General features: G+C 72.2%; 20 protein-coding genes. 9 read left to right on the top strand and 11 right to left on the bottom strand.

Annotated elements, in window-relative coordinates; all coding sequences use genetic code 11:
* Window positions 1-2 precede the first annotated feature (2 nt).
* From OG252_RS28630 to OG252_RS28615, 4 genes are all read left to right on the top strand, one after another.
* Entirely contained in the window at window positions 3-1,490 is a 1,488-nt protein-coding gene (locus OG252_RS28630; protein WP_266437869.1) for a flavin monoamine oxidase family protein, read from the top strand.
* Between the two features lie 104 nt (window positions 1,491-1,594).
* The gene (locus OG252_RS28625) at window positions 1,595-3,820 is read left to right on the top strand and encodes an acetate--CoA ligase family protein (protein ID WP_266437867.1); all 2,226 of its coding nucleotides are present in this window, start codon (window positions 1,595-1,597) and stop codon (window positions 3,818-3,820) included.
* Window positions 3,821-3,827: 7 nt separating this feature from the next.
* Window positions 3,828-4,667, top strand: coding sequence for an enoyl-CoA hydratase/isomerase family protein (locus OG252_RS28620; RefSeq protein ID WP_329339693.1), 840 nt, complete (start codon window positions 3,828-3,830; stop codon window positions 4,665-4,667).
* 79 nt (window positions 4,668-4,746) lie between these two features.
* On the top strand, window positions 4,747-5,385 hold the full coding sequence (locus tag OG252_RS28615; protein WP_329345211.1) for a flavin reductase family protein: 639 nt from the start codon (window positions 4,747-4,749) through the stop codon (window positions 5,383-5,385).
* Window positions 5,386-5,395: 10 nt separating this feature from the next.
* Here the strand turns inward: OG252_RS28615 and OG252_RS28610 are convergent, their stop codons facing one another.
* Entirely contained in the window at window positions 5,396-6,469 is a 1,074-nt protein-coding gene (locus OG252_RS28610) for a class I SAM-dependent methyltransferase (RefSeq protein ID WP_329339691.1), read from the bottom strand.
* 241 nt (window positions 6,470-6,710) lie between these two features.
* Entirely contained in the window at window positions 6,711-8,039 is a 1,329-nt protein-coding gene (locus tag OG252_RS28605; protein WP_266437860.1) for an MFS transporter, read from the bottom strand.
* A 71-nt stretch (window positions 8,040-8,110) separates the two neighbouring features.
* Here OG252_RS28605 and OG252_RS28600 point away from each other — a divergent pair, with 71 nt between their 5' ends.
* Entirely contained in the window at window positions 8,111-9,154 is a 1,044-nt protein-coding gene (locus tag OG252_RS28600; protein ID WP_329339688.1) for a GlxA family transcriptional regulator, read from the top strand.
* Here the strand turns inward: OG252_RS28600 and OG252_RS28595 are convergent.
* The 4 genes from OG252_RS28595 to OG252_RS28580 form a co-directional block, all read right to left on the bottom strand.
* Window positions 9,038-10,324: an MFS transporter gene (locus OG252_RS28595; RefSeq protein ID WP_329339686.1), complete on the bottom strand. Its 1,287-nt coding sequence runs from the start codon at window positions 10,322-10,324 to the stop codon at window positions 9,038-9,040. The genes OG252_RS28600 and OG252_RS28595 overlap by 117 nt on opposite strands.
* A 130-nt stretch (window positions 10,325-10,454) precedes the next feature.
* Complete coding sequence (locus tag OG252_RS28590) at window positions 10,455-11,504, bottom strand: Zn-dependent alcohol dehydrogenase (RefSeq protein WP_307675602.1); 1,050 nt, start codon at window positions 11,502-11,504, stop codon at window positions 10,455-10,457.
* Window positions 11,504-12,670, bottom strand: a complete 1,167-nt coding sequence (locus OG252_RS28585; protein ID WP_329339683.1) for an acyl-CoA dehydrogenase family protein — start codon at window positions 12,668-12,670, stop codon at window positions 11,504-11,506. Before OG252_RS28585 ends, OG252_RS28590 begins: the two co-directional genes overlap by 1 nt.
* Window positions 12,671-12,783: 113 nt before the next feature.
* Complete coding sequence (locus OG252_RS28580; RefSeq protein WP_266437845.1) at window positions 12,784-13,695, bottom strand: SDR family oxidoreductase; 912 nt, start codon at window positions 13,693-13,695, stop codon at window positions 12,784-12,786.
* Between the two features lie 83 nt (window positions 13,696-13,778).
* Between OG252_RS28580 and OG252_RS28575 the strand changes: the two genes are divergently transcribed.
* Window positions 13,779-14,705, top strand: a complete 927-nt coding sequence (locus OG252_RS28575) for a cyclase family protein (RefSeq protein ID WP_329339681.1) — start codon at window positions 13,779-13,781, stop codon at window positions 14,703-14,705.
* Between the two features lie 426 nt (window positions 14,706-15,131).
* On the opposite strand, the gene OG252_RS28570 is transcribed toward OG252_RS28575, so the two are convergent.
* The 3 genes from OG252_RS28570 to OG252_RS28560 form a co-directional block, all read right to left on the bottom strand.
* On the bottom strand, window positions 15,132-15,593 hold the full coding sequence (locus tag OG252_RS28570; RefSeq protein ID WP_266448360.1) for an ATP-binding protein: 462 nt from the start codon (window positions 15,591-15,593) through the stop codon (window positions 15,132-15,134).
* A 517-nt stretch (window positions 15,594-16,110) separates the two neighbouring features.
* Window positions 16,111-16,974, bottom strand: coding sequence for an acyl-CoA dehydrogenase family protein (locus OG252_RS28565; RefSeq protein ID WP_329339679.1), 864 nt, complete (start codon window positions 16,972-16,974; stop codon window positions 16,111-16,113).
* Window position 16,975: 1 nt separating this feature from the next.
* The gene (locus OG252_RS28560) at window positions 16,976-18,130 is read right to left on the bottom strand and encodes an acyl-CoA dehydrogenase (RefSeq protein ID WP_329339677.1); all 1,155 of its coding nucleotides are present in this window, start codon (window positions 18,128-18,130) and stop codon (window positions 16,976-16,978) included.
* 142 nt (window positions 18,131-18,272) lie between these two features.
* Between OG252_RS28560 and OG252_RS28555 the strand changes: the two genes are divergently transcribed.
* Window positions 18,273-19,781 carry a class I adenylate-forming enzyme family protein gene (locus OG252_RS28555; protein ID WP_329339675.1) on the top strand — a complete coding sequence of 503 codons (1,509 nt, stop codon included), beginning with the start codon at window positions 18,273-18,275 and terminating at the stop codon, window positions 19,779-19,781.
* 27 nt (window positions 19,782-19,808) lie between these two features.
* Here OG252_RS28555 and OG252_RS28550 read toward each other — a convergent pair whose 3' ends face one another.
* Both OG252_RS28550 and OG252_RS28545 read right to left on the bottom strand, forming a co-directional pair.
* Complete coding sequence (locus OG252_RS28550; RefSeq protein ID WP_266437831.1) at window positions 19,809-20,321, bottom strand: EF-hand domain-containing protein; 513 nt, start codon at window positions 20,319-20,321, stop codon at window positions 19,809-19,811.
* A gap of 149 nt (window positions 20,322-20,470) precedes the next feature.
* Window positions 20,471-20,851, bottom strand: coding sequence for an STAS domain-containing protein (locus tag OG252_RS28545; RefSeq protein WP_266437828.1), 381 nt, complete (start codon window positions 20,849-20,851; stop codon window positions 20,471-20,473).
* 350 nt (window positions 20,852-21,201) lie between these two features.
* Here OG252_RS28545 and OG252_RS28540 point away from each other — a divergent pair, with 350 nt between their 5' ends.
* Together OG252_RS28540 and OG252_RS28535 are read left to right on the top strand one after the other, a co-directional pair.
* Window positions 21,202-21,783, top strand: coding sequence for a sigma-70 family RNA polymerase sigma factor (locus OG252_RS28540; RefSeq protein WP_329339672.1), 582 nt, complete (start codon window positions 21,202-21,204; stop codon window positions 21,781-21,783).
* Window positions 21,780-23,210, top strand: coding sequence for a maleylpyruvate isomerase N-terminal domain-containing protein (locus tag OG252_RS28535; RefSeq protein ID WP_329339670.1), 1,431 nt, complete (start codon window positions 21,780-21,782; stop codon window positions 23,208-23,210). The genes OG252_RS28540 and OG252_RS28535 overlap by 4 nt, the downstream gene beginning before the upstream one ends.
* Window positions 23,211-23,217 lie beyond the last annotated feature (7 nt).

Raw genomic sequence — 23,217 nt, 5'->3', positions numbered from 1 at the left:
ACGTGGCACGCGAAAGACAGCTCTCCCGCCGCACCCTGCTCGGCGGCGCCGCCGCGACCGCCGGTGCCGTCACCCTGACCACCACCGCCGCCGGCGCGGCGTCCGCGGCGGGCCGTGACGTGGACGTCGCCGTCGTCGGCGCCGGCCTCGCCGGACTCACCGCGGCCCGTGACCTGGTCGCGGCCGGAAGGACGGTCGCCGTCCTGGAGGCCCGTGACCGCGTCGGCGGCCGGGTGGTGAACCTTCCGCTGGGCAACGGCGGCGTCACCGAGGGCGGCGGCGAGTTCATCGGCCCCACCCAGGACCGCATCAAGGCGCTCGCCGACTCCCTGGGCGTGGCGACCTTCCCCACCTACAACACCGGCAAGAACCTCCTCTACAAGGACGGCAAGAAGACGGCCTACGCCACCGACGGACTGCTCGGCGCCGTCCCGCCCGTGGACGTGGCCGGTCTCGCCAACGCGGCGATCGTGCAGGCCTCGCTGAACGACATGGCGAAGCAGATACCGGTCGACGCCCCCTGGACCGCCGCGAAGGCAGCGGAGTGGGACCGGCAGACCTTCGAGACCTGGCTGCGCGCCAACGCCGTCGTGCCGTCCGCCAAGTTCCTCCTCGACGTGGCCTGCACCTCGATCTTCTCGGCCGAACCCCGTGAGCTCTCCCTCCTGTTCGTCGTCTCCTACATCGCCACCGCCGGCAACGCGTCGAACCCCGGCACCCTGGAACGCCTCACCGAGACCGCGAACGGCGCCCAGGAACTGCGCTTCGTCGGCGGCTCCCAGCTGGTGCCGGCCAGACTCGCCGCCACCCTGGGCGACCGGCTGGTGCTGAGCGCCCCGGTCCGCTCCATCGCACGGTCCGGCGGCCGCTACGTGGTGACCGCGGACGGTACGACGGTCACCGCCGACCGCGTCGTGGTCGCCGTACCCCCGCCGCTCGCCGCCCGCATTGCATACGAACCCCTGCTCCCCGCCGGCCGCGACCAGCTCACCCAGCGCCTGCCGATGGCCTCGGTCGGCAAGGCGATCGCCGTCTACGACACCCCCTTCTGGCGCGCCGACGGCCTCAACGGCCAGGTCGTCAGCGACACCGGCGTGGTCAGCTCGACCTTCGACAACTCCCCGCCCGACGCCTCCTACGGCGCGCTGATGGGGTTCATCGAGGCCGACGAGATGCGGGCCCTGGACTCGGCGAGCGAGGCGGCGGTCCGCACGGCCGTGCTGAAGGACTACGTGACGTACTTCGGCGAGAAAGCCGCCTCCCCTTCCTCCTTCGTCCTGCAACGCTGGAACAACGAGGCCTACACCCGCGGCGGCCCCGTCTCCATCGCCGCCCCCGGCGTCCTGACCCAGTACGGCCCGGCCCTGCGGGAGCCCGTCGGCGGCATCCACTGGGCCGGGACGGAGACCTCCACCTACTGGATGGGCTTCATGGACGGGGCCGTGCGGTCGGGCGAGCGGGTGGCGAGGGAGGTACTGGCCGCGCTGTAGGCATCGCGCTTCTTTGCGTGCACGCCCGTTCCTGACACTGCGTCAGTTCTGTAATCTGACACTGCGTCAGTTATTTGTGCTGTCACACAGGAGCGGGCGGACCGATGCTTGGATCAACCCACGGCACCCTCACCACCGACTCCCGCGGGGCCCGGGTCATCGCCTGTGGCGAGCAACCCGGGCCCGCCGTCCACGGCCGGCCCGCCGAGGTCGACGATCTCGACGTCAGCGGACGGCCGCTGTACTGCGACGTCCCCGATCTGGACCGCTTCTTCCACCCCGAGTCCGTCGCCGTGATCGGCGCCTCGGACACGGAGGGGCGGCCCAACACCGGCGTCACCCGCCAACTCCTCGCCTGGTCCGAGCGCGTCGGCGCCCGACTGCACCCCGTGCACCCGACCCGCCCGGCCGTCTTCGGCATCCCCTGCTCCCCCTCCGTCGCCGATCTGCCCGAGCAGATCGATCTCGCCGTGCTGCTGGTCGCCGACCCCCTTCCCGTGATCGAGGAACTCGCCGAGGCCAAGGTGAAGTTCGCGGTCGTCTTCGCCTCCGGGTTCGCGGAGACCGGCGAGGAGGGCGCGGCGGCCCAGGCCCGTCTCGCCGCGGCCGTGGCCCGGTCCGGGATCCGACTCCTAGGCCCCAACACGAACCTCAACGCCTTCGAGCACTTCCGGGACGACCTCGACGGGCCCGCGATCGCGTTGATCACCCAGTCCGGCCACCAGGGCCGCCCCGTCTTCGCCCTCCAGGAACTCGGCATCCGCCTCTCCCACTGGGCGCCCACCGGGAACGAGGCCGACCTGGAGACCGCCGACTTCCTCTCCTACTTCGCCGAGCGGCCCGAGGTCGGCGCCATCGCCTGCTACGTCGAGGGCTTGAAGGACGGCCGTTCCTTCCTGCTCGCCGCCGACCGGGCCGCCCGGCGCGGGGTGCCGGTCGTCGCGGTCAAGGTGGGCCGCACCGAGACCGGCGCCCGCACGGCCGCCTCACACACCGGCAAGCTGACCGGCGCCGACACGGTGGTGGACGCGGCGATGCGGCAGTACGGAGTGATCCGGGTGGACGGCCTCGACGAACTCCAGGACACCGCCGCCCTGTTGGCCCGCGCCCGGCCGCCCCGGGCCGACGGAGTCGTCGTCTATTCGATCTCGGGCGGCACGGGCGCGCACGTCGCCGATCTGGCGACCGAGGCGGGGCTGCGGCTGCCGGAGCTGTCGGACGCCAAGCAGGCCGAGCTGCACCAGTGGATACCCGAGTACCTGAACGTGGCCAACCCCGTCGACAACGGCGGGCACCCGGTCGGCGACGCGCGCGGCCGGAAGATCATCGACGCGCTGCTCGACGACCCTGAGGTCGGCGTCCTGATCTGCCCGATCACCGGGCCCTTCCCGCCACTGAGCGACAAGCTCGTCCAGGACCTGGTGGACGCCGCCGAGCGGACGGACAAGCTGGTGTGCGTGGTGTGGGGGTCGCCGGTCGGCACCGAGCCCGCGTACCGGGAGGTGCTGCTCGGCTCGTCCCGGGTGGCCACCTTCCGCACCGTCGCGAACTGCCTCACCGCCGTCCGCGCCCACCTCGACCACCACCGTTTCGTGACCGGCTACCGCTCCCCCTTCGACTCGGCACCCCGCACCCCTTCGCCGTCCTTCCGCAAGGCGCGTGAGCTGATGCGCCCGGGACAGCAGCTGAGCGAGCACGCGGCGAAGCAGCTGCTGCGGGCGTACGGCATCCGCGTACCGCGTGAGCAGTTGGTGACCAGCGCGGCGGCGGCCGTGCGCGCGGCCGGGCTGGTGGGCTACCCGGTGGTGATGAAGGCGTCCGGCGCGCGGATCGCCCACAAGACCGAGCTCGGCCTGGTGAAGATCGGTCTGACCTCGGCCAGCCAGGTCCGGGACGCCTACCGGGAGTTGACCGACATCGCCCGCTACGAGGACGTCTCCCTGGACGGCGTACTCGTCTGCCAGATGGTCGAGCGGGGCGTCGAGATGGTCGTCGGTGTCACGCACGACCAGCTCTTCGGGCCGACGGTGACGGTCGGGCTCGGCGGCGTGCTCGTCGAGGTGCTGCGGGACGTGGCCGTACGCGTGCCGCCCTTCGGCGAGAGGCAGGCGCGGGACATGTGCGACGAACTCCGGGGGCGGGCCCTCCTCGACGGGGTCCGGGGGCGCCCCCCGGCGGACCTGGACGCGCTCGTCGAAGTCGTCCTGCGTGTGCAGCGCATGGCGTTGGAACTCGGGGACCAGCTCGCGGAACTCGACATCAACCCGCTGATGGTGCTGCCGCGCGGGCAGGGTGCGGTGGCGCTGGACGCACTGGTGGTGTGCAGCTGAGATGAACATGCCTGATTCCCCCCGTACCTACGCGAATGCCCCTGAGCCGGAAAAATCCGCTGAGTCATTGGTACAGCACGCCACTGACAATCAGGTCTGCCGCATCACCCTCAACCGCCCCGAAGCCCTCAACGCCATCACCCCTGACCAGCGCGAACGCATCATCCGGCTGCTGTCGGAGGCCTCCGCCGACCCGGCCGTACGGGCCGTGGTGATCACCGGAACCGGCCGTGGTTTCTGTGCGGGCGCGGATCTGCGCGGCGGCCCGCCGACGGAGGACCGCGTCGCCGGTGACGTGGCCCGCACGATCCGTCTCGGCGCCCAGCGCCTGGTCGCCGCCGTCCTCGACTGCGAGAAACCGGTGATCGCCGCCGTGAACGGCACGGCCGCCGGCCTCGGCGCGCATCTCGCGTTCGCCTGCGACCTCGTACTCGCCGCAGAGTCCGCCAGGTTCATCGAGGTGTTCGTACGACGCGGGCTGGTCCCGGACGGCGGCGGCGCCTACCTCCTCCCCCGCCTCGTCGGTCCGCAGCGCGCGAAGGAGCTGATGTTCTTCGGCGACGCGCTGACCGCGCCGGAGGCGGAACGGCTCGGCCTGGTCAACCGGGTCGTGGCGGACGGGGAGTTGGACAAGACGGCCCGCGAGTGGGCCGAACGCCTGGCCACCGGCCCCACCCGCGCCCTGGCCCTCACCAAGCAGCTGGTCAACGCCTCCCTGGACACCGACCGCACGACCGCCTTCGCCGCGGAGGCCGCCGCGCAGGAGATCAACATGACGACCCAGGACGCGCGGGAGGGGGTTCGCAGCTTCGTGGAACGGCGGAACCCCGAGTACAAGGGCCGCTGACCCTTCTCTTCCTACCTGACTCTCTTCCTACCTGGCTCCCTTCCCATCTGACGGTCCGTCAGCTTCAATGGGGGACATGATGGGACACGCAGGAATGGCCGCCGCAGCCGTCCGCTACCTCAGGTCCGGGCCCCGCCCCGAACCCGTGGAACCGCTGCCGCGCCCGGACCTGCGCTGCGTCGGCGAGGACGAGCGGCCACCGGTCGGCCAGGCCGAGTTCCGGCGCGTCCTGGGGAACTTCGCGACCGGCGTGACCGTGGTCACCGCACCCGCCGCCGACGGCGAATCCGCTCCCGCCGGCTTCGCCTGCCAGTCCTTCTCCGCCCTCTCCCTCGACCCGCCGCTCGTCGCCTTCATGGTCGGCCGTACGTCCACGACCTGGCCGCGCATCGCCCGCGCCGGCGTCTTCTGCGTCAACGTCCTGGGCGCCCACCAGGGCGAGCTCTGCCGCGGCTTCGCGGTCAGCGGCGCGGACAAGTTCGCGGGCGTCGCCCACGACACGGCCCCCGCCTCCGGCTCCCCCCGTCTCGCGGGCGCGCTCGCGTGGATCGACTGCACGATCCACGCGGTGCACACGGGCGGCGATCACCTGATCGTGGTGGGGCGGGTGGAGGCGCTGGGGGAGGCCGACGAGGACGAGTCGCCCCTGCTGTTCCACAAGGGACGCTTCGCCCGGCTCGACGACAGTCATCGGGGCGCCCGCCGACCGCCCCGATGACTCCGTCTCCCTACGACCCCTCAGCCACCCCCAACCGCCAGAGCGACGTGACCTCCGCCGCGCGTGCGGCGTGCAGCGGATCGCCGGTGTCACGGGACCGCGGGTGCCGCGGCCGGGTGTCGAGCCGGTCCCGCACCCGCAGGCCGGCCGCCTCGATCTCGGCGAGCAGGTCGGCGCGGGTGCGCAGGCCGAGGCGTTCGGCCAGGTCGGACAGGACCAGCCAGCCCTCGCCCGCCGCTTCCAGGTGGTCGGCGAGTGAGGCGAGGAAGCCGTGGAGCATGCCGCCGCCCGCGTCGTAGACGCCGAGGTCCAGCTCGGAGGCGGGCCGGGCGGGAATCCAGGGCGGGTTGCACACGACCAGGTCGGCACGCCCGTCGGGGTACAGCGCGGGCCCTTCGACGCGGACCCGCTCGGCGAGGCCCAGCCGTCCGAGGTTGTCCCGCGCGCAGACCAGGGCGCGCGGACCGATGTCGGTCGCCACGAGCCGGCCGACACCCCGGCGGGCCAGGACGGCTGCGAGCACCCCTGTTCCCGTACCCAGGTCGAAGGCGGTACGGAACGTGGGCAGGGGCGCCCGCGCGACCAGGTCGACGTACTCGCCCCGCACCGGGGAGAACACCCCGTAGTGCGGATGGATCCGGGCGCCGAGGGCTGCCACCGGCACCCCCTTCTCCCGCCACTGCCGCGCCCCGATGACGCCCAGCAACTCCCGCAGCGGGACCGTCGACGGCCCCTGCGGCGGGCCGTACGCGTCCACGCACGCCCCGCGTACGTCGGGCGCCCGGCGCACCGCCAGGGAGTAGTCCTCCTCCAGGCGGACGAGGAGCCTGCCGAGCACCCGGGCACGATGGGCACGGGCCCGGCGGTACTGCCGGAAGGTCTCGGCCGCGGTGGCCCCGGTCCGGAGCCGTTTGCGGTCGACCCGATCGATCCGGCGGCCCATGGCCGCCAACAGGTGGCGTCCGTTGTGGAAGTCGCCCCGCCACAGCAGGGCGGTGCCTTCGCAGGCCAGCCGGTAGGCGGTGTCGGCACGCGTGCGGTCGTCGGCGACGACGGTGTTCTCGGTCCAGCGATTCGCGGACACGATGCGGTACTCCTCGCGATCGAACGTGCAGGGGCACGAAGAGCGCTTCGACGAGGAGATGAGAGAGCGGAGTCGTACGGGTCTAGTCGTACGGGTGAAAAGGCAGGCCGCCTCGGCCGGTTACCGCTCCCGCGTCGAAGCGCGCGAGGAACCGTCTCCGAGCACCGCACCGAGGACACCGAGTGTCATGAACAGCCCTTTCCGAGCGGGTGAGTCCGGAAAGCAGGCTAGCGGAGCGGCCCTAGACCGCCATCCCCGCTGGAGCCACCACCGGCCGCCGGATCACCAGCGCCATCAGCGCCGCCGCCGCGCACAGCGCCCCCGACGCGTACCAGACCATGTCGTACTCGCCGAAGACGTCCCGTACGACGCCCCCGAGGAAGGCCACGAGCGCGGCGCCGACCTGGTGGGCGGCGAGGACCCAGCCGAAGACGATCGCGCTGTCGTCGCCGAAGTGCTCCCGGCACAGAGCCACGGTGGGCGGGACGGTGGCGACCCAGTCGAGGCCGTAGAAGACGATGAAGAAGAGCATCGGCGGGTGGACCGACGGGGCCAGCAGCATCGGGAGGAAGAGCAGTGAGATGCCCCTGAGCGCGTAGTACACCGCGAGCAGCCGGCGCGGTTCGAAGCGGTCGGTGAACCAGCCGGAGGCGATCGTGCCGACGACGTCGAACACGCCGATGACCGCGAGCAGCGAGGCCGCCGCCGTGACGGGCATGTGGTGGTCGTGGGCGGCGGGCACGAAGTGGGTCTGGATCAGGCCGTTGGTGGAGGCTCCGCAGATCGCGAAGGTGCCGGCCAGCAGCCAGAAGGGGCCGGTGCGGGCGGCCTTCCACAGCACGGTGACCGCACGCCGGGCGGCTCCGGGGACCGGCTCCGGCTTCGGCACGAACTCCTTCGCGCCGTACGGCTTCAGGCCCACGTCGGCCGGGTGGTCGCGCAGCAGCAGCCATACGAAGGGGACGACCGCGAGGGCCGCCAGCGACACCGTGACGGCCGCCGGTCGCCAGCTGTGCGTCTCGACCATCCAGGACAGCACCGGCAGGAAGATCAGCTGACCGGAGGCCGAGGCGGCGGTGAGGATGCCGGTGACCAGGCCGCGGCGTTCGGTGAACCAGCGGTTGGTGACCGTCGCCGCGAAGGCCAGCGCCATCGAGCCGGAGCCCAGGCCGACCAGCAGACCCCAGCACAGCAGCAGCTGCCAGGCCGCCGTCATCCACACCGTCAGGCCGGACCCGATCGAGATGATCGTCAGAGCCACGGCGACGACCCGGCGGATGCCGAAGCGGTCCATCAGCGCCGCCGCGAAGGGCGCGGTGAGCCCGTACAGCGCGAGGTTGACGGAGACCGCCGCGCCGACCGTGCCGCGCGACCAGCCGAAGTCCTCGTTCAGCGGGTCGAAGAGCAGGCCGGGCAGGGACCGGAAGGCGGCGGCGCCGATGATCGTCACGAAGGTCACGGCCGCGACGAACCAGGCCCGATGCAGTGACATCATGCGGCTCCGCCGCGGGCGAGTCGGCTTCTTTCCGGCGCGGGATGCCTCTGCGGCGGCTTCGGTTGTCTGGGTCACGACATAGAGCTTTCTTTCCGGCCGCCCTCCGATCGAGTGGCCCGAAGGACATCATTCGCTAGGATCGGGCCATGGAAACGGCTCAGGGCTTCCGTCCCCACCGCGTCGTCGTCCTCGCCCTCGACGGCCTGCTCCCCTTCGAACTGGGCATCCCGCACCGCATCTTCGGCCGCCCCAGGGACGCCGAGCGCCGGCACCTGTACGAGGTCGTCACCTGCTCGGTCCGCCCGCCCGGCCCCGTCGAGACCGACGCCGACTTCGCCATCGAGGTCGCCCACGGCCCGGAGATCCTGGCCACCGCCGACACCGTGATCATCCCGGCGTCGTACGAACTCGGCCCGGTCTTCGAGGAGGGCGTGCTGACCGACGAACTGGCCGCCGCACTCGCCCACATCCGCCCCGGCACCCGCCTCGCCTCCATCTGCACCGGCGTCTACGTCCTGGCCGCCGCCGGCCTCCTCGACGGCCGGCCCGCCACCACGCACTGGGCCGAGGCCGAGCACCTCCAGCGCCTCTTCCCGCGCATCAAGGTCGACGCGGACGTCCTGTTCATCGACGACGGCGACATACTGACCTCGGCGGGCGTCGCGGCCGGAATCGACCTGTGCCTGCACATGGTGCGCCGCGACCACGGCACGGCGGTCGCCAACGAGGTGGCCCGCCGCACCGTCGTACCGCCGCACCGCGACGGCGGGCAGGCGCAGTACATCCACCGCCCCGTGGCCGACCCGCAGCTGGCGACCACGACCGCCGCCCGCGCCTGGGCGCTGGGCCGCCTCCACGAGCCGATCCAGCTGCGGGACATGGCCGAGCAGGAGGCCATGTCCGTACGCACCTTCACGCGCCGCTTCCGCGAGGAGGCCGGCATCAGCCCCGGCCAGTGGCTCACCCAGCAGCGGGTGGAACGGGCCCGGCACCTCCTGGAGTCCACCGACCTCTCCATCGACCAGGTCGCCCGGGACGCGGGCTTCGGCACCGCCCAGTCGATGCGGCAGCACCTACAGGCGGCCCTCGGCGTCACCCCCACCGCGTATCGCCGCACCTTCCGGGCCGGGAGCGGCGGGACCGGCATCGGCGAGCCCGAGGGCCACGGCGGTGTCGGCAGCCTTCGGTGAGCGGCCGGCGCGGCGCACCTCGCCCCACCAGCCGACCGCCGTCAGCACCACGGTGAGGCCCACGCCGGCCAGGATGGCCGTGGACGGCGCCGCCACCTTGAGGAGGGCACCGGCGAGCGAGCCCGTCGCCGCGTAACCCGCGCCCGCGGCCGCGTACATCACCGAGTAGCCCGCCGCCAGGACGCTCGGCGGGAGGGCCTCGCGCAGGGACAGGTTGCGGGTGAGCATCGCGCAGGACTGGAGGGTGCCGCCGACGACCAGCGCGGCGGCGATCCCGGCCGGGTCCCGCGTCAGCGCCGCCAGGGCCACACAGGCCGACGTGCCGGCCATCAGCACCACGCTGCGGGTGCGCAGCCGCCCGGGCCAGGACCGCAGACCGTGGACGAAGGCACCGAGGCCCCCGCCCACCGCCATCCCGGTCAGCAGCGGACCGGTCCAGCCGACGCCGACGCCGCGCTGTTCGAGCAGGGCCGGCAGCACGAGTTCGGCCAGACCGAGCAGGGCCAGACTGGCCGCGCCCATGACGTACACCGGCCAGGCGCCGGCCAGGATCCGGAGCTGCGAGACGCCCGTCCGGTCCGTGCCGCCCGTGTCGTCCGCGCCCCACCCGGCCGGCAGGAGCCACAGGCCCGCGACCGACGACGCCATCAGGGCGGCGCCGAGGAGCAGCGGGACGGGCGGTGCGACACCGAGGGCGAGGCCGGCGACCGCGGCCGGGGAGACGGCCCAGATCCCGGCCGTCAGTATCGACTCGACGGACAGCGCCTGCGCCGTCGCCCGCTCCGGGACGAGCACGGTGAGCAGCGTGCGCAGGCCACCGGTGGCCGCGGCCGGGGCGGCACCGGCGACAAGGGCGAGCCCGGCGAGGACCGTCGGATGCGCGTCGGGGACCACCCCGAGCCCCGCGAAGGCGACGGCGCCGACCGCGAGTCCGACGGCCAGGTGGGCGCGGGCGCGGTCGGGGCGCAGCCGCATCCCGAGGACGGGAGCGCCGGCGATCTCGCCGATGACGTAGGCCGCCGCGAGGATCGCGCCCAGCGAGTAGCCGCCGGGGCGTTCGCGCACCAGGAAGACCAGGGCCAGCGGCGCCATGGCCACGGGCATACGGGCGCCGACGGTGGTGCAGGACCAGATCAGGACCTGTCGGGAGGCGACGTCGCGGTAGCTCATGGGACGACGCTAGAGGCCGGGACCGACAACACCCCAAGGGATTTCCAGCACCTGTGGAAAACCCCTGACATGCCCCCGACGCATGCCCAGAACATGCCCAGAACAGGTCCAGGACAGGTCCAGGACAGGCTCAGAAGGTCAGCACACCCCGGGCCACCCGCCCCGCCTCCGCGTCCGCCGCCGCCTTCTCGAAGTCCTCGACGGGGTATGTCTCCGTCACCAACTCGTCGAGCAGCAGCCGCCCTTCCCGGTACAGCTCGGCGTACAGCGCGATGTCCCGCTGCGGCCGCGAGGACCCGTAGCGGCAGCCCAGGATCGACTTGTCCAGGTACATGGACGAGACGAGGAAGGACGCCTCGGCCGTGGCCGGAGGCACGCCGAGCAGCACCGCCTGACCATGACGGTCCAGCAGATCGATCGCCTGCCGGATCAGTTCCACCCGCCCCACGCACTCGAAGGCATGGTCCGCCCCCGTCGGCAGGACGTCCCGCACCCCCTCCGTCGAGGTCAGGAAGTGGGTCGCCCCGAACCTCCGCGCCACGTCCTCCTTCGCCGGGTTCGCGTCCACCGCGACGATCCGCAGCGCGCCCGCGATCCGCGCGCCCTGGAGGACGTTCAGCCCGATCCCGCCCGTGCCGATCACCAGCACGCTGTCCCCGCGGTCCACCTTGGCCCGGTTGAGCACGGCGCCCACCCCGGTCAGCACCCCGCACCCGATGAGCGCCGCGGACGGCGACGGGATGTCCTTCGGGATGCGCACCGCCTGCACCGCCTTCACCACGGTCCGCTCCGCGAAGGCGGAGTTGGACGCGAACTGGAACACGGGCCGCCCGCCCCGCGTGAACGGCTGCCCCGGCCGCCCGATCGCCCGTCGGCACATCGTCGGCCGCCCCCGGTCGCACTCGGCGCACGCACCGCAGTTGGCGAGTGTCGACAACGCCACGTGATCCCCGGGCGCCACATGCGTGACACCGGCCCCGACGGCCTCCACCACCCCCGCCCCCTCATGGCCGAGCACCACGGGAACGGGGAAAGGTATGGTCCCGTCCACCACGGACAGATCGCTGTGGCACAACCCCGCCGCCGAGATCGCCACCAGCACCTCCCCGGGCCCCGGATCCCGTACGTCGAGATCGTCCACGACCTCGATCCGCGTCCCGTCGAACAGCACGCCTCGCATCACGCGGCCCCCTGTCGGCCCTTGGGTTCCCTCGGCAGACCGAGCACGCGCTCGGCGATGATCGTGCGCTGGATCTGGTCGGAGCCGCCGTAGATCGTGTCGGCCCGCGAGAACAGGAACAGGTGCTGGAACGCGTCGAGTTCGTACGACGCCGATGCCGACCACTCCGCCGGCCCGACCGCCCCGCCGGCGCCCCGCACCAGCATCGCCAGCTCCCCGAGCCGCTGATGCCAGCCGCCCCACAGCAGCTTGGCCACACTGGGCGCCCCGGCATGGCCCGTACCCGAACTCCCCAGCGTGCGCAGCGCGTTCCAGCGCATCACCCGCAACTCGGCCCACAGCCGCACCAGCCGCTCCCGTACGACGGCATCACGCACCGCACCGGACTCGACGGCCGCCTGCACCACCCGCCCCAACTCCTTCGCGAACCCGATCTGTTGAGCGAGCGTCGAGACCCCCCGCTCGAACCCGAGCAGACTCATCGCAACGCCCCAGCCTCCGCCCTCTCCCCCGACAACGTGCTCCACGCGCGCGCGTGCCCCGTCGAAGAAGACCTCGTTGAAGTCACTCGTCCCCGTCAGCTGCCGGATGGGCCGCACCTCGATCCGCCCGGGCTGCTCCATGGGCACGAGCAGGAAGGTGAGCCCGTGATGACGCCTGGACCCCGGCTCCGTGCGGGCGAGCACGAAGCACCAGTCCGCCTCGTGGGCGAGAGACGTCCAGATCTTCTGCCCGGTGATCCGGTACGTCCCGTCCGAGCACCGCTCGGCCTTCGTACGCACCCCGGCCAGATCCGACCCCGCCCCGGGCTCGCTGTACCCCTGACACCAGAGTTCCTCCCCGGCGGCGATCGGAGGCAGAAACCGGGACCGCTGCTCCTCGGTGCCGTGCGCGAGAAGGGTCGGGCCGAGCAGGTTCTCCCCGATGTGCCCGGAGCGCGGAGGCGCCCCCGAGCGGGCGTACTCCTCGGCCCAGACAACCTGCTGCGTAAGCCCGGCAATCCGATTCCCGTACCCGCCCGCGGCCCACCCGAGCCCGATCCACCCGGCTTTGCCGAGGGTCCGCTCCCAGGTACGACGATCGAGGGACCCATCGACATGCGCCGCGAGCCACTCCCTGGCCTCCCCTCGGAACGCCTCGTCCTCAGCGGTAAACCCGAAGTCCATCGGGGGTCTCCTCTCAGCGCCGGACGCGTCCAGATACCTCTAGGGGCGCGGGGAACTGCGCGACCAGCCACAACGCACCCGCACCCGCCCCAACAACCCGCACCCCCGAGCTACTAGGCGTTCGGCCTGTCACGCCGCGCAGCGGCGAGCTCCATCCCCGCCACCCGCGCAAGCATCGGCATCGGATCCACCCCCACCGACCCCGGCAAGAACTCCGCGATCGTCTCCGGCGTCCACCCGCCGGAGGCATACGCGGCCCGCAACTCCCTCGGCTGCGCCCACACCGCGATCTTCGGCCCGGCGATCGTGTACACCTGCCCCGTGATGCCCTGCTCCCGGGCCTTCTCCGACAGCAGGTAGACGACCAACGCGGCGACATCCTCCGGCTCACCGATCTCCGCCAGCTCCATGGGCACGTTCGCCGACATCCGCGTACGGGCCACGGGCGCCACCGCATTGGCGGTCACCCCGTACTTGCTCAAGCCGAGCGCGGCGCTCCGCACCAGCGAGATGATCCCGCCCTTCGCGGCGCTGTAGTTGGCCTGCGACACCGAGCCCTGGTGGTTGCCGCTGGTGAAGCCGATCAAGGTGCCCGCCCGCTGCTGCCGCATCACCGCGGAAGCCGCCCGGAACACCGTGAAGGTGCCCTTGAGATGAGTGGCGATGACCGGGTCCCACTCCTCCTCGCTCATGTTGAACAGCATCCGTTCACGCAGGATCCCGGCGACGCACACGACCCCGTCGAGCCGCCCGTACGAGGCCAGCGCCACGTCGACGACCCGCTGCCCGCCGGCCATCGTCGAGATGTCGTCGGCCACGGCGACCGCGTCGCCGCCCGCTGCCGCGATCTCCTTGACCACGGACTCGGCGATCTCGCTCGTCGGCGAGCCACCGTCCATCGAGACGCCGTAGTCGTTGACGACGACCCGCGCCCCCTCGGCCGCCGCGCCCAGCGCGACCGCCCGGCCGATGCCCCGCCCGGCGCCCGTCACGGCGATCACCCTGCCTGCCAAGAAGTTCCCCATGCCGGCCCCTTCCCGCGGTTTCTGACGGACCGTTAGATTTTATGACCCGTGAGACTGTCGGAGACAAGCCCCAGGGAGGACGGATGTCGCTGCCGGCCGAGTTCCACGACATCGCCAAGCGCGTGAACAACTGGGGCCGTTGGGGGGCCGACGACGAGATCGGCACCCTCAACCTGATCACCGACGAGGTCGTCCGCGAGGCCGCGACCTGCGTCCGGAGCGGTCACCGGGTGCCTCTGGCCCTCCCTCTCCAACAGGACGGCGTGCAGACCGGGCTGATGCCGGGCCGGGTCAATCCCCTGCACGCCATGGTGCAGATCAACCAGGAGATCTTCGGGCCGGGCACGGTGGCGTGCAGCGACGACGCCGTGACCATGGGCCTGCAGGCCGCCACCCACTGGGACGCGCTCACCCACGTCTCGCACTCGGGCCGGCTCTACAACGGCCGCCCGGCCGGCACCATCACCCCGCACGGCGGGGCGGAGTTCAGCGGCATCGACAAGGCGCGGCACATCGTCTCGCGCGGGGTGCTGCTCGACGTGGCCCGGGCCCGCCACCAGGACCGCCTCGACGGTGGGTACGCCGTCACTCCCGAGGACCTGGAGGCCGCCGAGGAACTGGCGGGCACGCGCGTGCGTGCCGGTGACATCGCGCTCGTCCGGACCGGACAGATGCAGGTGTATCTCGCGGGCGACAAGCACGCGTACAGCCATCCGTCGCCCGGCCTGTCGATCCGTACCCCGGAGTGGTTCCACGCGCGTGATGTCGCCGCGGTCGCGAACGACACCCTCACCTTCGAGGTCTTTCCGCCCGAGATCGAGGATCTGTGGCTGCCCGTACATGCGCTCGATCTGGTGGAAATGGGGATGATTCAGGGCCAGAACTGGAATCTCGAAGAGTTGTCCACAGCCTGTGGACAAGAAGGTCGCTACGCGTTCCTGTTGTCAGCGATGCCCGAACCCTTCGCCGGCGCCACGGGAACCCCGGTGGCGCCCGTCGCGATCCTCTGAACCGCCAAGCCCCAAGCCCCCAGGCCGCCAGGCCCGCATGCCTCCCATGACCGTCGGACGGCGACGCACCACTGCCCGCCCCGAGCACGGCACCGCGCCGCCATCCGACTCCGGCGCGCCCGCCCCGATCCCTCCTGGCCCTGAAAGAACCGACGCCGAATCACGACCCGCACTCGGCGAGGGCTCCCGTCACCGAACCCCTCGTCGTCCCCTCACGGCGAATCGCTGACCACAAGCGTGTTCAAACGGTCACGCGGCGTCAACACCTGTTCGGGGATTTATCACTTACACCCCCATTTGCCGTGGGCGCGCACAGAAGCACGTCCGGCGCACGGATTCACCGTCCAGGAAGGGACGACAGCGCTTTCCGCGACCGTGCACCGGACCACCGGCATTTCCACGGGATCCGAGTCCACCGTGCGCCGGTCACACCGCCTCGAACGCCAGCCCCTCGTACGCCGAAGCGCCGTTCCCGTAGGTCGTCGCCCCGCCCTCGGACCCCGAACACCGGTCCAGTTCGCACCAGATGCGCTTGCCGGCGCCTTCCGGGCTCCAGCCCCATCGGTCGGCGAGTCCGTCGACGAGGGCGAGGCCCCGGCCGCCCGTCTGGTCGCCGTCCACGCAGCGCGGCACCGGGGCGCGGTCGCTGCGGTCGGCCACCTCGAGGCGTACGGTGGCCGACTCCGCCTCGACGAGCGGCAGGGACAGTCGCAGCACGGCCGGACAGCCGGTGTGGACCACGGCGTTGGTGACGAGTTCGGAGACGAGCAGGATCAGGGTCTCCGCGAGCGACTCGTCGTCCCCTATGCCGGACCCGGCAAGGCGCGAGCGGGCCCACCTTCGGGCTCGCCCCACCTCGGCGGGGTCGGGCCGGATCTCCAGCTGCACTTGAAGCACCTGCACCGCTCACACCATCCGAACCGGCGGACACATAGCCTCGCGCCTCACGAGGGCCACGATCGTAGCCATTTTTTGCGTGGCCACAACAATGGCCAAAGCCGGGGTCACGGAACGTGAATCCCTTATGAGACAGCATGGTTGACGTACAGTCACCTCAACAAGCGCTTCGGGCATATTCCAGCGCGAAGGAGTACCCGTGCGGGATACTGTGCGACGCTCGTCGGGGGAAGTCGAACAAGCAGAGGCCGACGGCCTTTCTGCCCTGCGAACAGCGGCGCGCACCGCCGGATCCGGAGCCGCCTCCAAGGCAACTCCGGCATGGCTCGTGCTCGGAACCATTCGCATCTCACACAAGGTACCGGAGCGGCACTCCGACTCCGGGACGTGACGAGTCACACCTAGGACACAACCCGATATCAACGCTCCGTGATTCCGGTATGCCACAATCCGCGACATCCGTCCGGGCCGCCCCGCCGACATCCCAGCACACTCGCCTTTCCGCCCCTCAGCCCGCCAGATCGGCCGCGAGGATCTCCTCACTCTCCGTGTTCGCTCCGCCACGCTGGGACCGCACCCAGGCCCGTTTCAGATGCAGGTGAACCTCGCTCTCCCAGGTGAACCCCATCCCTCCGTGCACCTGGAGGCAGTCCCGGGTGCCGCGCACGGCGGCCTCGTCGGCGAGCAGCCGGGCCGCCGCGATGTCCACCGGGTCGGCGGTGACGGCCGCCGCGTACACCGCGGCCCGGGCCGTCTCCGCCCGCACCAGCAGCTCGGCGCACAGATGCTTGACCGCCTGGAAGGCCCCGATCGGCTGCCCGAACTGCTCACGGGTCCGGGCGTGTTGCACGGCCAGCTCGCACGCGCGCGTGGCGGTGCCCAGCTGCTCCGCGGCGGTGAGGAGGACGGCGACCGGGTCCGGCGAGCCCACCGCGGTCACCCGGTGCAGCGGCGTCAGCGGATCCACCGACCGCAGCGGTACGGCACCGGCAGTCTCCCCTCGTACGACGTCCGCCTCCGCCAGCCACTCCACCAGCCCGCCGTCGACGGCGGCCACGACCGTCTCCCCGGTCGCCACCCCCGGCACGGCCCCCGCCGCGAGATGCGTGGCCACCAGCGGCCCGGGCAGCAGCACCCGGCCCGCCTCCTCGAAGGCCAACACCGCCTCGGGAAGCCCGAGTCCGACGCCGCCGTCGGCCTCCGGCAGGCGCAGCGCGAAGAACCCGGCCGCGCCGAGCTCCCGCCACAGCGCGCGGTCCAGTCCCGGCGCCGATACGGCCGCCCACAGCGCCTCGCGGTCGAAGCGGCGTGCCAGCAGCCCTCGTACGCCGTCCCGCAGGGCCCGCTGGTCCTCGGTCGGTCGGAAGCGCATGTCATCGTCCCTTCGGCAGCCCGAGGATCCGCTCGGCCACGATGTTCCGCTGGATCTGCGAGGTCCCGGCCGCGATGGTGTAGGACAGCGAGGACAGCCGGTCGAGGGTCCACTCCCGGTCGAGGTCGAGGCAGTCGGGGCCGAGGACGTCGGCGGCGGCGTCGTAGAGCTCCTGGCGGGCGTGCGAGTACCGCAGCTTGAAGACCGAGCCGCCCACGCCCGGTACGCCGCCGCTCGCCTCCGCCTCGCTCACGTTCCACTGCGTCAGCCGCCACAGGGCGCGGAACTCGGCGTTGAGCCGGCCCAGCCGCCGCCTGAGCACCGGATCGTCCCAGCGTCCGTTCCCGCGTGCCGTCCGGGCGAGTTCGCCCAGCACGCGGCGACAGGCGACCACCTCGCCCACGAAGGCCGTGCCGCGTTCGAAGGACAGGGTCACCATGGTCACGCGCCAGCCGTCGTTCTCGTCGCCGACCCGGTTGGCGACCGGCACCCGCACCTCGTCGAGGAACACCTCGGCGAACTCCGCGGACCCGGCGAGCGTTCTGAGCGGCCGTACGGTGATGCCCGGGGCGTCCATCGGCAGGGCGAGCCAGGTGATGCCCCGGTGCTTGGGCGCGTCCGAGTCGGTCCGGACCAGCAGTTCGCACCAGTCGGCGACTTCGGCGTGCGAGGTCCAGATCTTGGAGCCGGTCACCACGTAGTCGTCGCCGTCCCGGTACGCGCGCGTGCGCAGCGCCGCGAGGTCGCTCCCGGCGTCCGGTTCGCTGAAGCCCTGGCACCAGACCTCCTCGCCGCGCAGCACGGGCGGCAGCCAGCGGGCCCGCTGCCCGGGCGTCCCCTCGGCGGCGATCGTCGGTCCGGCGTGCAGCAGTCCGACGAAGTTGGCGCCCACATAGGGTGCGCCGGCCTTCTCGGTCTCCTCCAGGAAGATCAGCTGCCGGGTCGGGGTGGCGCCCTGGCCGCCCGCGTCGACGGGCCAGTGCAGACCGGCGTACCCGGCGTCGTGGAGCATGCGCTGCCAGCCGAGGTCGTAGGCGCGGCGCCCGGGCCAGTCGTCGGGCGACGGCTTCGGCGGCAGCGTGGGCAGGACCTTCTCCAGCCACTCCCTCAACCGGGCCCGGAACTCCTCCTCTTCGGGTGAGTACGCGAGATCCACGAGCAGCCCCCTAGGCACGAATCTGATGCTCCATCAGATCTGACTCCCGGGAAGGCTAGCCCCGCACCCCTGGACCGACAAGGCACCTGGCCCTACGCTCTGCCCACCATCTGACTGTCCGTCAGCTACACAGGGGGCCGTTGTGAACGACACCGCCCGCGCGCTCAGCGCCGCCCGCACCCTCTGGGACCTGGTCACCCGCCGCGCCGACCTCACCCCCGACCGCCCGGTCCTCCTCCAGGAGGAGCGCGCGCTGAGCTTCGGAGAGCTGCGCAACCGGGCCGAGCGGGTGGCGGCAGGCCTGTACGACCTCGGCGTACGCCCCGGCACGGTCGTCGCCTGGCAGCTGTCCACCCGCATCGAGACGGCCCTCCTGTCCTTCGCGCTGGCCCGCCTGGGCGCCGTACAGAGCCCGGTCATCCCGTTCTACCGGGACCGCGAGGTCGCCTTCGCGCTGCGCGAGTCGAAGGCGGAGTACTTCGCGGTGCCGGGCGAGTGGCGCGGCTTCGACCACACGGAGATGGCACGGCGGCTCGGCGCCAAGGGGATCATCGAGGCGTACGACCGCCTGCCCGACGGCGACCCGTCCGTCCTGCCCGCGCCGCCCGCCGAGGGCACCTCGGTCCGCTGGATCTACTGGACCTCGGGCACCACCTCGTCCCCCAAGGGCGTCCTGCACACGGACCGTTCCCTGATCGCGGGCGGCTCCTGCCTCGCCCACGCGCTGCGGCCCACCGCGTCCGACGTCGGCTCGATCGCCTTTCCGTACGCCCACATCGGCGGCCCGGACTACCTGGTGATGCTGCTGCTGTACGGCTTCCCGGCGGTGATGTTCGAGCAGTTCGCGCTGCCGGACGCGCTGGAGGGCTGTCGCCGGCACGGGGTGACGATCGCGGGCGGATCGACGGCGTTCTACTCGATGTTCCTCGCCGAGCAGCGCAAACAGCCGGGCGTCCCGGTCGTTCCGTCCCTGCGGCTGCTCGCGGGCGGCGGGGCGCCCAGGCCGCCGGAGCTGTACCACGCCGTCGTACGGGAGATGGGCGTGCAGCTGACCCACGGGTACGGCATGACCGAGGTGCCGATGATCACGATGGGGGCGCCGGACGACACGGCCGAGATGCTGGCGACGACGGAGGGGCGGCCGCCCGAGGGGATGGAGATACGGATCGTGGACGGGGAGGTGCGGTTGCGGGGGGAGGCCGTGTGCCGGGGCTACCTGGACCCGGCACAGACCGCCGAAGCCTTCGACGAGGAGGGGTTCCTGCGCACCGGGGACCTCGGGCGGCTGACCGACACCGGCCATCTGGTCCTCACCGGCCGGCTCAAGGACGTCATCATCCGCAAGGGCGAGAACATCTCGGCGAAGGAGCTCGAGGACCTGCTGCACCGGCATCCGGGCGTCGGGGACGTGGCCGTCATCGGCCTGCCGGACGCGGAGCGCGGGGAGCTGGTGTGCGCGGTGGTGGAACAGCCCTCCGGCGCCGAGGAGTTGACCCTGACGGCGGTGACGTCTTACCTGCGTGCGGAAGGACTGTCGACGCACAAGCTGCCGGAGCGGCTGGAGGTCGTGGACGCCCTTCCGCGGGGCGAGACGCTGCGGAAGGTGCTCAAGTACAAGCTGCGGGAGCGCTACGCGGGCACGGTGGGGTGAGGGCCCCTCAGAGGCGTGCGGCCGCGGTCACTCGGGGACGGTGAAGTACCGCGCGAAGGCCGTCACGATCTCGGTCTCGCCGATCCTGCCGTCGCCGTCCGTGTCGAGCGCGGTCGCGGCGGCCCGGGCGACCTCCTGGGGGACGCCCAGGATGCCCAGCACGCGCGCGGTGTCCTCGACGGTGGCCGCGCCGTCCCCGTCCGGGTCGGCGACGGCGAGCGCCGCGTGCAGGAAGGGCCGGGCGATCTCGGCGAAGCCCTCGGGGTTGTCGCGCAGGCGCTTGACCGCGCCGCCCACGAACTCCTCCCGGGTGATGCGCTGGTCGCCGTCGCGGTCCGCTATGCCGGCCATGCCCTGCCAGAACGCCTCGGCACCGAGATACAGGGCCTGCCCCTTGTCGGACCGGGCCGCCGTGCCGAACTCCGTGAGCAGCGCCTTGGCCGCCACGTTGAAGTCCTCGCGGTCGATGTAGCCGTTGCCGTCCTGGTCGAAGGTGGCGAACCGGGCGGCGATCCTGCGCTCGTACTCGCTGCTGACCATGTCGTGTCGTGCCGCCTTACGTGAGGTCGGGGTGTACTGGCACGGAGCGTACGACGCGGCAGGCCCTTCGGGCGCGGGAAAGCGACGCTTGTGCCAAGACCGGGGGAATTTCGGGACAACGGTGTTTCAGAGCGACAGCCTGCCGGGCTTCACGCCGAGAGCGGGTCGGCCTCCTCGGCCACGGCCGACTCGAGGTCCGGATGGACGTCGAAGAGGCGGCGGACGCCCAGTGCGCCCAGGACCCGGTTGACGTGCGAGCCGTCCTCCGCGCCGTGAGCCGGGAGGATCAGGCGGAGCCGGCCCTGGCAGGAGCGCATGAGGCGGCGGGAGGCTATGAGGACGCCGACGCCGCTGGAGTCGCAGAAGAAGACCTCGGAGAGGTCGAGGACGATGCTGTGGCCGCCCTCGGCGATCACGTCGTGCACCCGCTGACGCAGCACCGGCGACGTCACCAGGTCCAGCTCGCCCGACACCGTGAGCACGGCCCACTCGCCCTGCCCACCACCGGTCACATTGAACGCCACCACCATGCCCTTCGCTCGCCGGAAAGCAAACGGAAGCTGTTCTTACGCTTCCTTGCAGCGCGGCTGCCCAGCGGCCGTTCCCTGAAACGCGGGCCCGAAAACGGAAACAATTCAAAATAGGCTTGTTTCCGTCGCATTCGATCCTGTTCGATCAGGTCTGATCGCACGGTGTGTGGGTAGGCGCCGCATTCGAGGACCGTACGCGTCGAGATCCACTACCACCTCGTGGCCCCCGGGGGGCGCGCAATGGAACAAAGGGGCGTGCACGGTCCGAGGTGCCGACTACATTCAAGGAGACGGTGGGCGCAGGCTTGACAGGGACACATGCCGGGACACGGGCAGGCTGAGGGGGCCGCATGGCGAAGAAGGACGCACCGCCCCGCTGGGACCGCAAGATGCAGCAGCGGCTCGCACGCGGTGAGGCGGCCGCCCTCGGCGAGCTCTACGACCGTTTCGCCTCCCTCGTGCACGGCCTCGCCCACCGCGTCCTCGGCGACGAACGCGCCGCCGACGGCATCACCCGCGAGGTCTTCGCCCACGTCTGGGAAAACCCCGACGCCTACGACCCCAAGCAGGGCCCCCTGCGCACCTGGGTCGCCACCCTGACCCACCGCCTCGCCGTGCAGCGGCTGCGCGCCACCGAGACCGCCGCGCTGACCCAGGAGGGCCACGGCACCACCGAGGACCTGGAGCGCAAGGTCCGCCACGCCTCGGTCGCCGCCCGCGCCGACTACATCGTGCAGTCCATGCCCGCACCCCTGCGCGCCGCCCTGGAGCTCGCCTACTTCCAGCGCCGCGACTACCGCCAGACCGCCGCCGACCTCGACGTCACCGAGGACGAGGCCCGCCGCCGGCTCCGCCTCGGCCTGCAACTCCTCTCCACCGCCCACGACGCCGGAGCACCCGGGTCGCCGCCCGGATACGGGGGTGCGGCATGAGCGGATCGGGCCGGTTCGAGGCACACGACGAGCAGGACGAGCCCGACGGGGCCGAGGGAGAGACCGGGCAGAAAGGCGAGGAGGGCCAGGAGGAGTACGACGGCTCCCGCAAGCCCGACGACGACATGGACGCCGACAACAGCCACGACCCGGGCGGGTACGGCGGCTCCGGCGACGGTCCCGGCAACGGCCCCACCCCCGACCCCGGCCCCAACCACGGCCGGTCACCCCGCATACCCATGCCCCGCTCCTCCGTGGAGGACGGCGACCGCCCGCTGCCCGCCCTGGAGGAGCCGCCCCCGCCCGCCCCGCCGCTCGTCCTGGAACACCACGTCCTGAAGGCGCTCCTCGGGGCGTGGGCGCTCGCCGCCTGCTCGGCGGAGGAGACGCTGGCCGTCGAGGACCACCTCGGCGACTGCGGCAGCTGCGCGGACGAGGCCCTGCGCCTGCGCGAGGCGGTCGGCCTCCTGCAACGCCCGGAGAGCCTCGACCTGGACCCCGGCCTGCGCACCCGCGTCCTGGAGAGCTGCCTCGACCGGCGCCCGCCGCGCATCCCGGTGCCCGACTGGGCGACGCCGTACGACGCCGAGACGGCCCGCCTGGACGCCCTGCTCCAGGACATAGGCGACGCCGAGTGGCACGCGCCCGTGCGGCTGCGCTGGTTCGAGGCCGACGAGGCGACGAGCCGCCGTACCACCGTCGCCGGGGTCATCGCCCACCTGCTCACCGTCGACGGGCTGGTCGCGATCGCCCTCGGTCTCGACGACCCGCTGGGCGAGGTCACCGCCGAAGCACCGACACCGACCGCGCGGACCGAGGCGTACTGGCGGGCCTCGCACTTCCCGCCGACCCGGTCGGTGCGCGTGCCCTGGCGGGAACAGAGCCACGACCTGGTGCGCACGGTGTCCTTCACCGGCGGCGGCGCCGGCCGGCTGGCCGTCCCCTACGGCGTCTTCGAGCTGCCGCTGCACGACGCGATGCTGGACCGCGCCTTCGAGTGCTGGGTGCACGCGGAGGACATCGCCGACGCGGTGGACTACCCGTACGACCCGCCCTCCCCGCGCCACCTCAACCGCATGATCGACCTCGCGGCCCGCATGCTGCCCACCGTACTGGCGGTACGCCGCCGGACCGGGCTCGCTTCCCCGGCCCACGGCCGACACCTCGTACCGGCCGGCGAGCCCGGCCGCACCCTGCGCCTCGAGATCGAGGGCCACGGCGGCGGCGAGTGGCTGATCCCGCTGGACTCCCCCGCCGCGATCGGCTCCGCCGACCACGAGATCGCCCATGTCGCCCTGGACGGCGTGGAGTTCTGCCGCCTGGCCGCGGGCCATGTGTCTCCGACGGAGGCGGCGGCGGGGCAACTGGGTGATCGGGAGGCGATCAGGGACGTACTGTTCGCGGCGGCGAGCCTGAGCCGTATGTAGGGGCGGG

The organism is Streptomyces sp. NBC_01352 (genome assembly GCF_036237295.1).
GTDB classification, from domain to species: Bacteria; Actinomycetota; Actinomycetes; order Streptomycetales; family Streptomycetaceae; genus Streptomyces; species Streptomyces plumbiresistens.
The sequence above is the reverse complement of the archived record's forward strand: the minus strand, read 5'-3'. Positions and strand labels throughout refer to the sequence as shown.

What these genes read in the sequence shown, in the direction of transcription:
- OG252_RS28625 (WP_266437867.1), top strand. Translation starts at nt 1,595, where the DNA reads ATGCTTGGATCAACCCACGGCACCCTCACCACCGACTCCCGCGGGGCC.
- OG252_RS28620 (WP_329339693.1), top strand. Translation starts at nt 3,828, where the DNA reads ATGCCTGATTCCCCCCGTACCTACGCGAATGCCCCTGAGCCGGAAAAA.
- OG252_RS28615 (WP_329345211.1), top strand. Translation starts at nt 4,747, where the DNA reads ATGGGACACGCAGGAATGGCCGCCGCAGCCGTCCGCTACCTCAGGTCC.
- OG252_RS28600 (WP_329339688.1), top strand. Translation starts at nt 8,111, where the DNA reads ATGGAAACGGCTCAGGGCTTCCGTCCCCACCGCGTCGTCGTCCTCGCC.
- OG252_RS28595 (WP_329339686.1), bottom strand. Translation starts at nt 10,324, where the DNA reads ATGAGCTACCGCGACGTCGCCTCCCGACAGGTCCTGATCTGGTCCTGC.
- OG252_RS28590 (WP_307675602.1), bottom strand. Translation starts at nt 11,504, where the DNA reads ATGCGAGGCGTGCTGTTCGACGGGACGCGGATCGAGGTCGTGGACGAT.
- OG252_RS28585 (WP_329339683.1), bottom strand. Translation starts at nt 12,670, where the DNA reads ATGGACTTCGGGTTTACCGCTGAGGACGAGGCGTTCCGAGGGGAGGCC.
- OG252_RS28580 (WP_266437845.1), bottom strand. Translation starts at nt 13,695, where the DNA reads ATGGGGAACTTCTTGGCAGGCAGGGTGATCGCCGTGACGGGCGCCGGG.
- OG252_RS28575 (WP_329339681.1), top strand. Translation starts at nt 13,779, where the DNA reads ATGTCGCTGCCGGCCGAGTTCCACGACATCGCCAAGCGCGTGAACAAC.
- OG252_RS28565 (WP_329339679.1), bottom strand. Translation starts at nt 16,974, where the DNA reads ATGCGCTTCCGACCGACCGAGGACCAGCGGGCCCTGCGGGACGGCGTA.
- OG252_RS28550 (WP_266437831.1), bottom strand. Translation starts at nt 20,321, where the DNA reads ATGGTCAGCAGCGAGTACGAGCGCAGGATCGCCGCCCGGTTCGCCACC.
- OG252_RS28545 (WP_266437828.1), bottom strand. Translation starts at nt 20,851, where the DNA reads ATGGTGGTGGCGTTCAATGTGACCGGTGGTGGGCAGGGCGAGTGGGCC.
- OG252_RS28540 (WP_329339672.1), top strand. Translation starts at nt 21,202, where the DNA reads ATGGCGAAGAAGGACGCACCGCCCCGCTGGGACCGCAAGATGCAGCAG.
- OG252_RS28535 (WP_329339670.1), top strand. Translation starts at nt 21,780, where the DNA reads ATGAGCGGATCGGGCCGGTTCGAGGCACACGACGAGCAGGACGAGCCC.